Annotated in this window: 12 protein-coding genes and 1 pseudogene; 10 read left to right on the forward strand and 3 right to left on the reverse strand. The window is 56.5% G+C overall.

The window, feature by feature from the left end:
* Positions 1–211 precede the first annotated feature (211 nt).
* The 9 genes and pseudogenes from N005_RS24270 (at position 212) to N005_RS28445 (ending at position 11,704) form a co-directional block, all read left to right on the forward strand.
* On the forward strand, positions 212–1,798 hold the full coding sequence (locus N005_RS24270) for an alpha/beta hydrolase (protein WP_047703514.1): 1,587 nt from the start codon (positions 212–214) through the stop codon (positions 1,796–1,798).
* 265 nt (positions 1,799–2,063) lie between these two features.
* Positions 2,064–3,767, forward strand: a complete 1,704-nt coding sequence (locus N005_RS24275) for a VPA1262 family N-terminal domain-containing protein (RefSeq protein ID WP_047703515.1) — start codon at positions 2,064–2,066, stop codon at positions 3,765–3,767.
* The gene (locus N005_RS24280; protein WP_047703516.1) at positions 3,764–5,731 is read left to right on the forward strand and encodes a hypothetical protein; all 1,968 of its coding nucleotides are present in this window, start codon (positions 3,764–3,766) and stop codon (positions 5,729–5,731) included. Before N005_RS24275 ends, N005_RS24280 begins: the two co-directional genes overlap by 4 nt.
* A gap of 256 nt (positions 5,732–5,987) precedes the next feature.
* Complete coding sequence (locus tag N005_RS24285; RefSeq protein ID WP_041021005.1) at positions 5,988–6,893, forward strand: LysR family transcriptional regulator; 906 nt, start codon at positions 5,988–5,990, stop codon at positions 6,891–6,893.
* Positions 6,894–7,003: 110 nt separating this feature from the next.
* Complete coding sequence (locus tag N005_RS24290) at positions 7,004–8,194, forward strand: CaiB/BaiF CoA transferase family protein (protein ID WP_047703517.1); 1,191 nt, start codon at positions 7,004–7,006, stop codon at positions 8,192–8,194.
* Positions 8,191–9,129, forward strand: a complete 939-nt coding sequence (locus N005_RS24295; protein ID WP_047703518.1) for a hydroxymethylglutaryl-CoA lyase — start codon at positions 8,191–8,193, stop codon at positions 9,127–9,129. The genes N005_RS24290 and N005_RS24295 overlap by 4 nt, the downstream gene beginning before the upstream one ends.
* A gap of 102 nt (positions 9,130–9,231) precedes the next feature.
* Positions 9,232–10,563, forward strand: a complete 1,332-nt coding sequence (locus N005_RS24300) for an MFS transporter (protein WP_047703519.1) — start codon at positions 9,232–9,234, stop codon at positions 10,561–10,563.
* A 493-nt stretch (positions 10,564–11,056) separates the two neighbouring features.
* Complete coding sequence (locus tag N005_RS24310; RefSeq protein WP_047703521.1) at positions 11,057–11,347, forward strand: type II toxin-antitoxin system ParD family antitoxin; 291 nt, start codon at positions 11,057–11,059, stop codon at positions 11,345–11,347.
* A gap of 2 nt (positions 11,348–11,349) precedes the next feature.
* Positions 11,350–11,704, forward strand: a pseudogene (locus tag N005_RS28445) (type II toxin-antitoxin system RelE/ParE family toxin).
* Positions 11,705–12,443: 739 nt separating this feature from the next.
* Here N005_RS28445 and catA read toward each other — a convergent pair.
* The 3 genes from catA to N005_RS24325 are packed head-to-tail and all read right to left on the reverse strand — an operon-like array spanning position 12,444 to position 14,875.
* The gene (catA, locus tag N005_RS24315; RefSeq protein ID WP_047703522.1) at positions 12,444–13,373 is read right to left on the reverse strand and encodes a catechol 1,2-dioxygenase; all 930 of its coding nucleotides are present in this window, start codon (positions 13,371–13,373) and stop codon (positions 12,444–12,446) included.
* Positions 13,374–13,425: 52 nt separating this feature from the next.
* Complete coding sequence (catC, locus tag N005_RS24320; RefSeq protein WP_047703523.1) at positions 13,426–13,716, reverse strand: muconolactone Delta-isomerase; 291 nt, start codon at positions 13,714–13,716, stop codon at positions 13,426–13,428.
* Positions 13,717–13,726: 10 nt separating this feature from the next.
* Positions 13,727–14,875: a muconate cycloisomerase family protein gene (locus tag N005_RS24325; protein ID WP_047704138.1), complete on the reverse strand. Its 1,149-nt coding sequence runs from the start codon at positions 14,873–14,875 to the stop codon at positions 13,727–13,729.
* A gap of 125 nt (positions 14,876–15,000) precedes the next feature.
* Here N005_RS24325 and N005_RS24330 point away from each other — a divergent pair, with 125 nt between their 5' ends.
* Positions 15,001–15,885: a LysR family transcriptional regulator gene (locus tag N005_RS24330; protein WP_047703524.1), complete on the forward strand. Its 885-nt coding sequence runs from the start codon at positions 15,001–15,003 to the stop codon at positions 15,883–15,885.
* Positions 15,886–16,018: the final 133 nt, after the last annotated feature.

The raw sequence follows: 16,018 nt of genomic DNA on the forward strand, positions 1-16,018 counted from the left end.
GCCGCCGGGCCGCTTTTGCTGATTGCTTTGCAACGGCCCGTTTCGCTTGAACGGAAAGTTCTGCATATGAAGCGATGAATGACCCTGTTTGGCGACAGGTAAAGGCTCGCCATCAGCCTGGTGATACCCCCTGAGCCCCGCCGCCAAAACTGAAAGAAGCTGACTACAATCATTTTGACATCATGCCGCGCTTGGCGGCTCAGGGAGAAAAATGATGCGTAAAACTTGGCGATCTGGAGTGGCTGCTTTTGCCGCAGTGGTATTGCCCACCTTAATAAGTGGATGCATTTCGACCGAGCGAGTCATGGCTCCATATGAGGACGCGCTGTCGCTGGATAGCAGCGACGCAGTGAAATTTCACAGCATGCTTTACTTTCCTTCTGGCACTGCGCTGCACTTCCCTGGCTACGTGGTAGCCCTGGAGAAAAGCCCACAGGAGATAATAGGCGGACCGAAGTTTAACGATAATGTGCGCTTCGTTCATTCCGAGACGGCATATTTCAACGGGGAGGAAGACAGCCGATACAATACGATCCATCACATCGAGCGATTCCAGACCTTCGACAGCAAGGCCATGTTCGTCTCGCATATTCTCCAAAACGGAGTATTGCAGGACGACAGTGTGCAGGGCGACCCATACCTGGCCAAAACTCACTGTTTTGTCTACAACGCCTATGCGGCCGATGCTCTGGCAGGCATACGCAAAGACTACGATCTTAAGAAAATTAATGACTGGCATGCCTGCAAGACTGCCCAGAATCTGGAAGTTATCAATCCCCTGCTCACTGATCTGTATGGCGAAAGCGCAAAGGCGCTCGATGCACTGAAAAGTAACCTGACTCAGGATCTGCGCAGCTCTCGATATACCCACGTACTAATTGTCGTGATGGGCTGGAACACCGCTCAGGATGAGGCTATTCGCAACATCAACGATATTACTGGAAATATGATGGCCGCCGCGCAAGAAGCACAAAGCGCTCAGATTGATGATCAGGCAACTCGCCCCAAATCCTTGAATATCGTAAATAGTCAGTTCCGCCCGCTGGTGATTGGCGTAACGTGGCCGTCATTTTGGTCCAATTCTTTCACTAATTTTTTCAGCTATAGCAACAAGGCTAACGACGCCGACGAAATCGGCCTATCGTGGCTTAACAAACTCATCAACGAAACCGTACCCGGCGCTCTCGATGCGTCAGGAAGCAAGGCCAAAGTAGTCGCTATCGGCCACAGCTTCGGAGCCCGGGCCATGACTCGCGCATTATTCAGCTCGCCAGCTCTCCAGCCCAGTCAAACAATCCCTGTCAGCCGGGTGGATCTGGCGGTGGGTTTGCAAGGTGCGGTGAGCATCAACCGCTTCATAGTGGGTAAAGGCATTGAAGGTGCGCCTTATCGCGACTTTGCCAAGTTGAGCAAGACCCATATTGCCCTTACTGCGTCGAAATACGATGGCGCCGCAGGCGGGCGAATGGTGGTCTGGTACGATCCTTCCGGCTCGATCAGCTCTTGGAGACTGGCCTGCAACACCTCTGACTCGGCAATGGCAGCAACTTTCGAATGCCTGAAAGCCAGTGATACATCTGCAACACCTGGAGGCAGCTTCAGCCTGTGCAAGTCCGACGGCAAGGACTGCTCGATGTCGCCCGCCAACCCAAGCAAGATTAGCTATATTGACGCCTCTGAAGGAATCACCCAGTTCAATTCCCCCGGCTCTGGCGGCGGTGCCCATAGCGATATTTACCGCCTCCCAATGGGCAGGCTGCTATGGCGTCTCGTTGAAGAGTACGCTCTACAGCGTTGAACAACCTATCCGCTGGTACGATCCTGTCGGATGAACTATCGCAGTATCAGCGCCATGAGGATCACGGCCCGATAAACCTGACGGCAACAGGCGCAGAAATCCTGGCGCTGGTCGAGGCGCTATCCACCTATGTGGACCTCGACCACGCCAACGCGATGACCTGCCGTGATGTTGCATTTACTTGCTTCTGCCGCACTGATGGCATATATGCATCACTGGCCCTATCAGGGCATAGGACACCATCATCCAGGGAGACAAGGATAAGATGTCAACCATCGCCCCAAATGCGACCATCCTCGACGACGACTATCAGCACGCCGTCGTCGACATGACATGCCTGTTTCACAACGGTGCTTGTTACCTGGTATTTGCGTCTGCACAGTTGTTCCCTACAGAACTTGGTGCCCCAGCCGAAGAATCGCCGACCAGCTACCCGGTCAAAAAAATGAAGAGCGGCAGCCGATTGGTGCGCCGCCGCTATGTCGTGACCGCCAAACAGGCGCGGGACTGGTATCGCGACTGCCTCGCTGGTGGAGTGCAATTGCTGATGGGCGATGAGCAACGTTACCCACTGCTGCACGAGAGGCTGTTCCCCGAACCGTCCTGGCCACACCTGGTTGCCACGGAAGACTTCGTCGCGGTCAGTGACGTGGAAGGACCACTTCGCGTGCACCACCTGATGCCTCGCGACTGCCCCCCCATGATATCTCAGCTCTACGACACTGAGCCGGCAGCAGTTGCATGGCTGTGCAGCGAGATGGGCATCGACTTCTTGCGTCATCCTGAACAATTCGGCTCGGTACACCTGCTTTTGCCGAATCCGGTCTTGCGTGACATGCAGATCAGACTCCATGTCGATGACCAGGGCGCAGAAAAAACCGTATTGCGATTGTCACCGAGACATAATCACTCGGCCAGAGGCCTTGAAGTCATGATGCTGGAGCATCGGCCTACAGGGATAAGCGCCATACAAACGGTCACTGCCGAAGGCTCATATCTGGAAATACCTCACGCCGGGACAGCTGAAAAGTTCGAGCTGTTCATTCGTTGCCCGGTACGGGGCGTACTGGCGTGGAAAAAAGACCGTAGCTACTACACACAAATGAACTTCGGTCTGGAGGTCATCGGTACTCAAAAAACGATCCAAGTCCCCGGCAAGGACGGACTCTCATTCAACGTTGCAATCCGCGAGCGGGTTTCGGAGCGTGTGATGGGAAAACCTGCTCGTACTAACGGCATCCCGGCGAGACTGCGTAAAGGACAGTACGACCGCCAGAGAACATCGGCCGCCGAAGACCTGGGGCAAAAGTGGTTGCATCGCAACCAGGAAGAGGCCACAAGCTTCGTTCGCCACCTGATCGGTGAGGCCAAACATCGTGTATGGATCATCGACCCATACTTCGCCACGGCGGAGCTTTTCAGTTTCGCCGCCGCCACGGCGTATTTGAATACCGAAGTGACGATCCTCACCGGCGCGAGCACCGCACTGACCAGGCCTGACGAGCACTACAAGGACAAGGAAGCCGGCGAGGCCATGCTGCTCAATACATCCAAAGATGACATGAAGCACATCAAAGTACGCGTGATGACGGGCTCCATGCCAACGGTGCATGACCGGTTTCTGGTAATCGACAACGATGTCTGGTTTACCGGAAACTCACTGAATTCGCTCGGCGAACGTGCCGGCATGATGATTAAACTCCCGGCACCTGAGCCGGTGATCGACAAGATCAGCCAAGTTTTGCATGACCCGGAACGGACCAAAACTCTGGATGACTGGGTGCAGCATCGCCTGGCGACGCGCGAATCCGCCCCGTGCTCGAAGTTCGTCAAACTGCTCCGTTGGGCACGCAAGCTCAAGCGTGGATCGCTTGGCATATCCCCCCCCTGTTCGACAGCGCAACGACCTGTTCTGAAGCCTGCTGGAAAAACAACTGAGATAGGTGTCGAAACGGAGAAAGCGCCATGATCGATCCACGCATTGTTGAAACGGATTATCACGTCAATCGATGTGTTCAAGAGGATGAATTGGCACGCGCGCTCTGCGAACAGCCCTGGGTCCCCGGCGTCCGAAGAGCCATTGCCGAACTGCTGGGCCAGTTTCTCGCCAACCTCGATGGCGACACCGAGGACATTCCAGAGAAGCTGCGCGATCACAGCCTGCTGCACCAACAAGTACTCGACGATCTAGACCTGCCAGAGCGGTCGAATCACGCGATTCACAGCATGCTCCAGAGTCTGATGCACAATAGCGCAGAGCGTGGCGAAGCCCGAATCGTCGGCCTTGCCCTGGGGGACGCACTGCTTGCACGCGCTCAGTTCACTACCGATATCGTGCCAGTGGCATTGCTAGCCAGATACGACTATCTACTTACCATCGGCTTCACTGAAGCGACCCGGGATGCTCTTGCGTCTACGGATCATCAACTCTGGGACGCCTTTGAATCACTCATTGCCTATGAGAATCGGCTCCACGCGGATCCGGGCCACTTCCGTCATAAAGATCGGATGGACATGCTCAAGGGATGGCATCAGGAAACGGACATTCACGAACTCTGGCATCTGTATGCCTGGGGAATGAGCTGTCTGCACCCAGAAGTGCTTTCTCTTTTAATGGCTGCCCGTCATGCCGATGCAAAACGCTTCCTGCAAATGGCCGAGAAGCTCACCTTTCCGACAATTGCAGCGGACATGCTCTACACATACGACATCCGCTATGATTTCGACCATCTACTTGTGTTGCTAGCAAGTGCCCCGAACACCCAGAGTGACGAGGGCAACTGGAACCGAAACATGCTGGCTCCCTTGCTACTCAAGGTTGCCTTCCGGTATCTGCAGGACCTGGGCAACCCATCAGGAAGAGCGGAGCCTATGGCAGATCTCGACGAAATCAGAATCAAGGTTCGTTCGATTCTGTCGGTACTCCTCGCTCGTCCCGACGGTTATTACCTCTGCGTGAACTGGCTGGTCCACCTGTTGAGGCCGCTTCACCGGGTCTGGGCCTCCAAATATACCGACACGCTCATCGATGAATGCATTATTCAGTTGGCGAACAATGAGTTTCCAGCAGCAACGCTAATCTCATCTCCCGTGCAGCCACTGAAAATGGGACTCCAAGATCTCAAACTGATCACTTTAGCGGACGAAGAAGACGAGCGAGCTTACTTTCATTTTTTTATCGCATTACTACTACACGAAAAAAAGCCCGTCGCAGCGGACTTACGCGAAGCGTTCGAAAGCCTTCTGGTTACTGCCCGCAGTCAGTTCGGTTCCTCAACCGGGTACAAATACAGTTGGCAGCATACGTTGGTTGCAAATCTCTATCTAAGCGATAAGAAGTCTTTAGCCGATAGATGGCGAGTAGCATTCAACCGTTTCGCCTCGATGCTCAGACGTGATCGACTGGGGCAGGCCGCCCAGGAAAACCTAGGCGTCCCAAGTCTGTTCCTCGCAGGTGTGGGCATTGCCATGATCCGCGCAGGCACGAGCCCAGACGCCCCGCCAGCCCTTACGGCGCAGATGGCCGAGCTGTGGTCGGCGGTCTTCGAGGCCGCCTTCCACGCCCACGTCTGCTCGGATCCTTTTGACACCTGGGCCACTGTGATCGAAGACCTGTTTCGGTGTTATCCGAGCATCCAGAGGCTCCAGGGAGATGATCGGTCAAGCGCACTACTGACTTACATCGACCGCCTGGGAGCGGATGACCGCCTGCTTACCCTGGCTATCACAGCACTCGGCACAGCGGGACTAGATCTGCTCGAAATTACCAAGGACGACAGTTTGCAAAGAGCGATGGAAGATCGCATCACCACTTACCTTGCATGGAGTCTGCAATTTGACTCAAGGCAACTACCCGCTCAACTGCGCGGTTACTGGCACAAAAGGCGCCATCGACGGCTTCCTGAGACCCCCAGGCCTGGCCAGCGTGCGTAAAACGGTTGTCGGACCTGCCAGGCCTGCAAACTCGACGGCGCATGTGAGCGGGTCAATACGGCATGTATCTGCGAAGCCGTTTGAATAACGCAAAAACCGCTCTAATGAGGGCGGTTCGGTTTATCACCGGAACTTGTAGGTCCGCCACCCACCTATACGCGTAATCTGTGGTTAGCCGGTAAGACTCAAGGACAAAAGGGCCAGCAGAAGTGTAACCTCGGCTTCCTAAACCGTTGTACAGCTTGAGCTTATCCCGATGCTCCAGAAACACCTCATCCGCCGGCTCGACCTCATCACCCTCCAGCTGTTCGTCAGCGTGCATCAGGAGGGTACGCTGACCCGAGCAGCGGAGTTGGAGATGATCGCGCTTTCGGCGGCGAGCAAGCGTATGAACGACATGGAACAGGCCCTTGGTATAGAGCTGTTCGAGCGCAACGCCAAGGGTATGGAGCTGACGGCCGCAGGCGAAACCCTGCTTTATTACGCCAAGCGGATTCTGACCGATGTCGAAAAGATCAGTATCGATGTTGGCGAGCACCTGCACGGGGTACGTGGCTATGTTCGTATGCTCGCCAATATCTCCGCCATCATCGAGTTCTTGCCGGAGGACTTACAGGCGTTCATTGCCGATCACGGGCAAGTGAAGATCAATCTGGAAGAGCGCCCCAGTGCCGGGGTGGTGAAAGGTATTCTGGATGGGGTGGCCGACATCGGGATCTGCTCTGCGGATACAGAAATCAAAGGGCTTCACGCGGTGCCGTACCGCCAGGATGAGTTGGTCGTGGTCATGCGCCCGGAACACCGTCTGGCCGCAAGAGAACGGATCGCCTTTGCCGAGACGCTCGACTTCGATCACGTCGGCCTGCACGCCGACAGCTTCATCAATCTGCGCACCCACGCGGCCGCACGCAGTTGCGGAAAAGCGCTGCGGCTTCGCATCCATGTGCCGGGGTTCGACGCGGTGTGCCGGATGGTCCAGGCTGACCTGGGCATCGGAGTGCTGCCGCGCAAGGCGTTCGAGCTTATTGGCCGGTCGTTGGGCTTGAAGGCGGCGGCACTGGAAGATGATTGGGCCATTCGCAGCATGCTGCTGGTGATCCGGAACGAGGACGCAATTTCGCCGGTTAGCAAGTTGTTGTACAGGCATCTTCAAGGGCTCTGAATCGCGGTCTTCGTATTTCGCGAAGACTCGTTCCAAATTTACGGTTGGTAGCGAGTGGTTGGCCTCTCTTAGGCTTGGATCAAATTCCAAGAACACGAGGCTACATCCCCATGACTGCCCTTAACGGCCTTCGCGTCATTGAAATCGGTACGTTAATCGCCGCTCCATTTGCAGCACGCCTACTCGGTGAGTTTGGTGCGGAGGTGATCAAGATCGAGTCGATGGGTCATGGTGACCCCCTACGCAAATGGCGAAAGATGCATGAAGGCACTTCGCTGTGGTGGTACTTGCAATCGCGAAACAAGAAGTCCCTTGCGCTCAATCTGAAAGCCCCTGAGGGCATCGACATCGTCAAGCAATTGGTCGAAAGCGCCGATGTGCTTATCGAAAACCTTCGTCCTGGGGCGCTGGAAAAGCTGGGATTGGGCTGGGATGTACTGCATGCACTGAACCCCAGGCTCACGCTGGTACGCATTTCCGGTTATGGCCAAACGGGCCCCTACCGCGATCGACCGGGCTTCGGTGCCATTGGCGAGGCGATGGGAGGTATTCGCTACACCACCGGTACGCCTGGCATCCCACCGGCGCGGGTCGGGGTGAGCCTCGGTGATTCGCTCGCTTCGCTGCATGCGGTGATCGGGGCGCTGATGTCGGTGCTTCGGGTCAAGACAGGCCAGGGTGAGGGGCAGGTTGTGGACGTATCGCTGGTCGAAAGTGTGTTCAACGTCATGGAAAGCCTGGTACCGGAGTACGCCATGATGGGGCACGTTCGTGAGCGTACGGGCGGCTCCTTGCCGGGCATCGCACCCTCCAATACCTACCCAACAGCCGACAATGCCTACGTGGTGATCGCCGGCAACAGCGACCCGATCTTCAAGCGCCTGATGACGGCCATCGGTCGGGCTGACCTTGCCGCACGTGACGACCTGGCGCAGAACGATGGCCGCGCGCTTCAAAGTGAAATGCTCGATGCGGCGATCGCAGCTTGGACCACGAGCCACCCGATCGAGCACGTGTTGAGGGCTCTTGAACAGGCTGAAGTTCCTGCCGGCCGCATCTACTCGGTGGCGGACATCGTTGCCGATCCCCATTACCAAGCTCGCGACATGATTCTCGATGCCACCTTGCCCGACGGTGCCGAGGTGATGATGCCCGGCATTGTACCGAAGCTTTCACAAACCCCTGGTCAGGTGAACTGGCAAGGTCCTGCGCTCGGACAGCACACCGAGGGCGTTCTCGGCGAACTGGGTTTCAGCGATTCGCAGATCCAGCGCTTCAAGGCTGAAGGAGTCGTGCAGTGATCACTGACTATTCCCAGCGTCTTGTCGTGCAGGAAGTTTCCCCTCGCGATGGCCTGCAGATCGAGCCGGTGTGGGTCGAGACGGCGGACAAGATTGCCTTGATTGACGCGTTGTCGCTGGCCGGCTTCTCGCGTATCGAAGCGGGTTCGTTCGTGTCGCCCAAGGCAATTCCCGCCCTGCGAGACGGCGAAGCGGTCTTTTCCGGCATCCAGCGGCAGCCAGGCGTCATCTATACCGCTCTGGTACCGAATCTCAAGGGTGCCCAGCGGGCAATCCAGGCGGGGGCTGATGAGATCAACATGGTAATGTCCGCCAGTCAGACACATAATCGCGCCAACATGCGCATGAGCTGTGAGCAGTCGCTTGCCGCCTTCGTCGACATTGTGCAATTGGCCCAAGAAACCTCCCTCCTGCTTAACGCGACCGTCGCCACCGCTTTTGGCTGCCCGTTCGAGGGGGTCATCGACGAAGACCGGGTCTTGGACATCGTCGAGACGTACATGGACCTTGGCGTTACCGGCATCACCCTCGCGGATACCACGGGCATGGCCAATCCTCGCCAGGTCCATCGGATTGTCCGGCGCGTGCTCACTCGGGTTGCTCCATCTGCGCTGACCCTGCACTTCCACAACACCCGCGGCCTGGGGCTTTGCAATGTCCTGGCGGCTTATGAGGCCGGTGCCCGCCGTTTCGATGCCTCGCTGAGTGGTCTGGGCGGCTGTCCCTTTGCCCCCGGAGCATCCGGCAACATTTGCACCGAAGACCTGGTGAACCTGTGTCATGAGATGGGTATCGAGACGGGCATCGATTTGCCCCTTCTGCTGGACCAGTCACGCAAGCTTCCCGCACTACTCGGCCATGAGTTGCCTGGCCAACTGGTCAAGGCCGGTCGCAACTGCGATCTCCATCCGACGCCTGCCGGATTGCCCCTCTGACGATTCGCCAGCGCAAGCGATGTGCTTGCGCGCAAATCCTGGTCGTTGTCCAGACTACAAAAACAATCGGGCTCCGAAACGGAAGCCTATCTGGAGATTGAAATGAGTGTATCCACAACCTCTGCCGGCAGCCTCGGCGACGATGTCAATGCTGAAAAATCGGTCGTGCGCAAAGTCGCCTGGCGGATCATGCCCCTGATCATGATCTGCTACCTGTTCGCTTTTTTTGATCGTATCAATATCAGCTTCGCCAAGTTTCAACTGCAGGCCGACCTGTCCTTGAGCGACACGGCTTACGGTTTGGGCGCCGGGCTGTTTGTGGTGGGTTACGTACTGTTCGAAGTGCCGAGCAACATGATGCTCTACAAGGTCGGTGCACGACGGTGGATCGCACGGATCATGATGTCCTGGGGCGTCGCCACTGCCTTGATGGTCTTCGTTACGTCCGAATGGCAGTTCTATGTCTTGCGATTCGTGATTGGCGCCATGGAAGCAGGATTCGCACCTGGCGTGCTTTACTACCTTACTCTGTGGTTCCCGCAAAGCTACCGTGGCCGCATCACCTCCACACTCTTCCTGGCCTCTGCCTTCGCGGGCCTGATCGGTGCTCCAGTGTCCGGTCTGGTGCTCGGACATATGGATGGTGTCCTCGCCTTACGTGGCTGGCATTGGCTGTTCCTGCTGGGAGGCGTTCCCTGTGTCCTATTGGGCCTGGTCGTGCTGCGGACGCTCAAGGACCGTGTGCAGGATGCGACGTGGCTGACGACTGAAGAGAAGGCGCTGCTGGCCCGGCATATTTCCAGCCACGAAGCCAACAAGCATGGCTCGCTCTTGGCGGCGATCAAGCTTCCTGGCTTCCTCATGCTCGGCTTGATCTACTTTTTGATCCAAGTGGCTTCCTATGGACTGAACTTCTGGGCGCCTCAGCTGATACGCAGTGCCGGCACCCAAAGTCCTGTCATCATTGGTTTGTTGACTGCTGTGCCCTACATCTGCGGTGCGATCAGCATGTTGGTCATCGGTCGACTTTCGGATATCAGCGGGGAGCGACGCAAGTTCGCGTGCGGCTTGGTCGTGCTGGGTGCGCTCGGCTTTTTCAGCGCCGGTATCTTCGCACAACACACGATTTTTTTGATCGGCGCCCTGGCGCTGTTGGGTGCAGGCATTATCGCTTCGATCCCGGCGTTCTGGGCTTTACCGCCCAAATTGTTGGCAGGGGCCGGGGCCGGCGCTGCAGGAGGGATCGCCCTGATCAATACCATGGGTCAGTTCGGTGGCATTGTCAGCCCAGTCATGGTGGGTCACATCAAGGATTTAACCGGTAGCACCACCCCAGCACTCTATGTGATTGGCTTCACCAGTCTACTGGCAGCAGCCCTGCTGTATTGGGCTTTACCGGAACGCCTAAGAACCAAGGATCAGACTCGGCAGTGAAATACTGTTTGCCTGGGTCGCCCATGTTGTGCGCGGCCCGGGAGTCATGCCACCGTTTCTGCCAGAAAAGTTTGTACCTTCTTACCAAGCTGTGTGGTCAAGCCAAAGCTCTGATTGCAGCTCGAGCCATTCGCCTCCTCCAGGACACCTTGGATTTGCAACTGCGACTGATCAAAAACGCTCAGAAGATGTTTCAGCACGTAAATTATATGTCTAGTCCTGAATAAGGTTTACACCTAGAAGGGTCGCGAAGACGGGCTTCCATGATGTCGCGTTTAAACAACAATCATCCTGTTACGGATTGCAAGGCTGCACACTGAGGTTCGGGCATGGCGCCATTGCGTCCGAAGCCTTCACGCGCTGTTCGGCACGAAGGATGCCCCCCGTACGACACAGTTCGTCAGATACAAATCCCAAACTATGTGCTCACGGGCAAAATGGCAAAATATGCCAACGATCGAAAGAACCTGTTTGCCCAGAGCTGGAGCTAATTATGGCGACCCGAAACGTTGTGCTCACCCCTCACCAGGAACAGGTTATCCAGGACCTGGTGCAGTCCGGCCGTTATCAGAATGCCAGCGAAGTGATGCGAGATGGTTTACGTCTACTGGAGCAGCGCATCGCCGAAGACACCGCCAAAATTGAGGCCCTGCGTCAGGCGACCTCGATCGGCATCATGGACCTTGAGCACGGGCGTTTTACTCATTTGAACGAAGGGGATCTGGAGCACTACCTCGAGGGCTTGAGCCTGGAGGCAACGATCCCCGCGAGAGATAAACACTGAGCCTGCCACAGTATCGAATTTCCAACGCGGCGCGCCGACATTGTCGACATCCTCAGGCTCTCCCAAACGCAGTTCGGCAATCAAGCACGGCAGCGCTACCAGGCACTGATCCTCGCGGCGCTGCAAGCGATTGCCGACACACCTTATCGCATTGGCAGCCACGACCGTGACGAGCTTGCGCCGGGCCTTCGCAGCTATCACCTCATCTATTCACGTCAGCAGGCCAAACAAACCCATGGCACGGTCAAAAGCCCGCGCCATATCGTGTTCTATCGCGTGGCAAACGACGACGTGATCGAGGTCGTCCGACTTCTTCATGACGCCATGGAAGTGCAACTGCACTTGCCTAATGACTGATCAACTACCTGGCCCAAAGGCTTAACTGGCCATGAACAGCGAAGGTAAGGCGCCCGCCTCTACATCTCAACCTGAGCGCCCTCGCTGTCAGCCGACTCGGTGACCCATTGAAGCGGCGGGTTTTGGACCCGACCGGACTCTCGAGACCCACGACCAGAAACACGATGCTCAACTTTGCGTAAATGTCACGCACAAAAAAAAGCCACTCATCTGAGTGGCTTTTTTTGAATCTTGGAGCGGGAAACGAGACTCGCATCTGGTGTCCGACTCGTTGAAACATAAGGGGTTTATTTTTTTCCGTAGCAGAAAAAGACTTAATTCTGGACTTGTTTTTTGGGAGTATCAAGAACGCAAAAGGCAGTTACTGAGCGACTCGGTATCAGCCGAGTTGGCGTTCATTGAACCCTGACCGACGGGAACGTCGTCAGTCGAGGTCGTCCTCCATGACCTATCCAGAATTTTGACGTGGTGGTATTGCGCAGTCCTCAGTTGGATGTTTATGCACGGACCTGCCTTTGAGCAGACCACTCCCGGCAATTTTCTAATCAGAATACGCCCACAGATGCAAGCTTCCTTCGGGGTTGTGTTTCGAGCATCGTAGCGAACGCACTAACCGAGAGTTCCCGGCGCCTTTTGGGAAGGCCAGCTCTTAACCCTTGCCGTTGGTGCGGTGGCGACAGAGCAGTTGTCGACGTACAGCTGGTGCCACGACTGCCCTATTTCCATGCAACCAATGCAATCAATCTTCAAGTGCGCGAACCCTCTTATGGCGCTGCTGTTCCTCAGGCTGGGCGGACGGCTGCAAAGTGAAATCGAATTCGATCTCGGCAAAGCGACCGCTGACGCCGTATACCGCGGCGCGCTGCTGATCTTCACAGAAGGTGATTTTTGCGATCAACTCGTCGCGGGTCGCGTAGGCGAAATCGTTGTATAGGTATTGATCGCCATCGAGATTGATCTGGGTGGTCAGGTGGCGATGATCGGGCGCGGAGATAAAGAAGTGCACGTGCGCAGGGCGCTGGCCGTGACGGCCGAGTTGATCGAGCAATTGCTGGGTTGGGCCGTCCGGCGGGCAGCCGTAGCCCGACGGTACGATGCTGCGGAATTTGTAGCGGCCCTCAGAATCAGTGACGATACGGCGGCGCAGGTTGAATTCCGATTGTGCATTATCGAAGTAGGAGTATGTACCGCTGGTGTTGGCGTGCCAGACATCCACCACCGCCCCAGCCAGAGGCTCGCCGGCGGTATTGAATACCCGGCCTTGCATAAACAATGTCACACCTGGATCGAGACCGTCGTCAAGGCGTGCCTCTCCCTGGGACAACGGTGCACCGGCTACATACAAGGGACCTTCGATGGTCCGCGGTGTGCCGCCAATCTTACCGGCCTGCTCGTCTTGGGCATCCATCAGCAGGTCAAGGTAATGTTCCAGGCCGAGCCCAGCCACCAACAACCCGGCCTCCCGACGCGCACCAAGAACGTTGAGGTAGTTGACAGCTTTCCAGAATTCTTCCGGGGTTACGGCCAGGTCTTCAATGACCTTCACCGAGTCACGGAGAATGCGGTAGACAAGAGCCTTGGTACGCGGGTTACCGCCATCGTTGTGGAGGCCGCTGACTTCTTCGAGAAACTTCTGCGCATCGGCAGTGAGGGAGATTTTGGCGTTCATGGTGATTCCTCATCTTGTAATTATTAGCTTGGCAAAACTGAACAGGCTGGGTTCAGAGGTCATCCTCGCGGATGGAAGATGGATGCCGACACATTGCGTCGACCTCAATCGCCATGTAAGGGAACAGCGGTAGCTGCATCAACAGGTCGTGCAGTTCCTGAACGCTGTCGACATCGAACACGCTGTAATTGGCATAACGCCCGGCAATACGCCACAGGTGACGCCATTTGCCTTGATCTTGCAGACGCAGCGCCAGGGCTTTCTCGTCAGCCTTCAATTTGGCCGCCACTTCAGGATTCATATCGACCGGCAGGTTCACGGTCATTTTTACGTGGAACAGCATAAAGCTCTCCTCAAGCTAGATGAATGGAAGTAGAGGTTTTGTCGCGGCGGAAGAACGCCAGGCTCTCTTCATCGAGGCTCAGCCCCAGCCCCGGAGTATTCGGCACCTGCAGCTCGAAATCGCGATAGATCAGCGGCTCGCAGAGCAAGTCTTCGGTCAGCAGCAGCGGCCCGAACAGCTCGGAGCCCCATGCCAGTTTGTTCAGCGTGACAAACGCCTGGGCAGACGCAAGGGTGCCGATGCTGCCTTCGAGCATGGTGCCACCGTACAAGCCAACTCCCGCAGCTTCGGCAATTGCAGCGGTTCGCAGAGCGGCGCGTGGGCCGCCGTTCTTGGCGATCTTCAGGGCGAACACCGAAGCGGCACCTTCACGGGCCAGGTTGAAGGCATCTTCAACACACTCGATGGATTCGTCGGCCATGATCGGTGCCGGGCTCATGGCATTTAGGCGAACCATGCCAGCGCGGTTGTTACGCGAGATGGGTTGCTCGATCAGGTCGATGCCATTGGTCCCGAGAATCCTGCAGGCACGCAATGCGACAGCTTCGTCCCAGGCCTGATTGACGTCGACTCGTACACTGGCGCGGTCACCAAGCGCTTTCTTGATCGCAATTACATGGGCCAAGTCCCGGTTGACCTCGTCGGCACCGATCTTCAGTTTGAAGATGCGGTGCCGACGCAGGTCGAGCATGTTCTCCGCTTCGGCGATGTCCTTGTCGGTGTCGCCACTGGCCAGTGTCCAGGCCACTGGCAGGGCATCGCGAACGCGACCGCCTAGCAACTCGCTGACCGGCAGCCCAACGCGTTTGCCCTGAGCGTCGAGCAAGGCCGTTTCTATGCCGGATTTAGCAAACGTGTTGCCACGAATGCTGCGCTCCAGGCGCAACATCAGGGCATTTACGTTGGCGCTATTCTGGCCCAGCAGCAGTGGCGCGAAGTGTTTGTCAATGTTGGTCTTGATGCTGTCAGGACTTTCGCTGCCGTAGGCTAAGCCACCGATGGTGGTGGATTCGCCAATACCTTCGACACCGTCGGCGCACCGCAGGCGAATGATCACCAGGGTCTGCTTCTGCATGGTGTGCATCGCCAGCTTGTGTGGGCGGATGGTCGGCAGATCGACAATGACCGTCTCTATCGATTCAATGGCGGTTACTATCATTACAATACCCATAAGGTTCTTGAAGTCTGGAATCGATTCTCGTACGACTTTTTTTCCGGTGCCAATATAGAATTGGTCTGGATCCATACCTGCAAGGTATGAAATCAACTGCAGCCGGAGGCTCCATGGAATTGCGTCACCTGCGGTATTTTCATGTATTGGCTCAAACCCTCAATTTCACCCGCGCCGCAGAGCGCTTGCACATAGCCCAACCCCCCCTGAGTCGGCAGATCCAGCAACTGGAAGTCGAACTCGGAGTGCCGTTATTTGAACGTGGACGACCGTTGAGGCTGACCGAAGCCGGGCGTTTTTTTCATGAGCATTCGAGTGCGCTGCTGGAGCAACTTGGCAAGGTCTGCGACAACACGCGGCGGATCGGTCTCGGGGAGAAAACTTGGCTGGGTATCGGCTTTGCGCCATCAACGCTATACGGTGTGCTACCGGAACTTATCCGCCGGTTGCGTAGTGGCGAGCCGTTGGAACTGGAGTTAGGACTTTCGGAAATGACCACGCTGCAACAGGTGCAAGCTCTGAAGGCCGGACGTATCGACGTCGGCTTCGGACGCATCCGTATCGACGACCCGGCTATCGTGCAGACCGTACTGGCCGAGGATCGTCTGGTTGCCGCCCTGCCCGCCGGACATCCATTGCTGGCCGCCCCCATCAGCCTGCGCGACTTGGCCAGGGAATCCTTTGTGCTTTACCCTGGCAACCCACGCCCCAGCTACGCCGATCACGTTATTGCGTTGTTCGAATCCTACGGAGTGAGCATCCATGTAGCGCAATGGACCAATGAGCTGCAAACGGCGATCGGTCTGGTGGGGGCCGGGATCGGAGTCACATTGGTGCCGGCCTCGGTGCAGTTGCTGCACCGCGACGACATCGGCTTCACGCCGCTACTGGAAGACAATGCGACCTCACCGATCATTCTCAGTCGGCGGATGGGCGATGGGTCGCCGGGATTGAATCATTGCTTGCGGACGATTGATGGATTGTTACAGCAAGACTAAACGACAACAACCGCACCTTATCGGACATTTCGAGAATAGCTCGGCCGGTACAGATTTCGATTCAGCAAACAAGTATTTGGCAGGCGTCACGCCCACATCAGCTCTGCAAAGCGCATATAGAGTGAACGATAGC

The organism is Pseudomonas mediterranea CFBP 5447, from assembly GCF_000774145.1.
Lineage (GTDB): Bacteria > Pseudomonadota > Gammaproteobacteria > Pseudomonadales > Pseudomonadaceae > Aquipseudomonas > Aquipseudomonas mediterranea.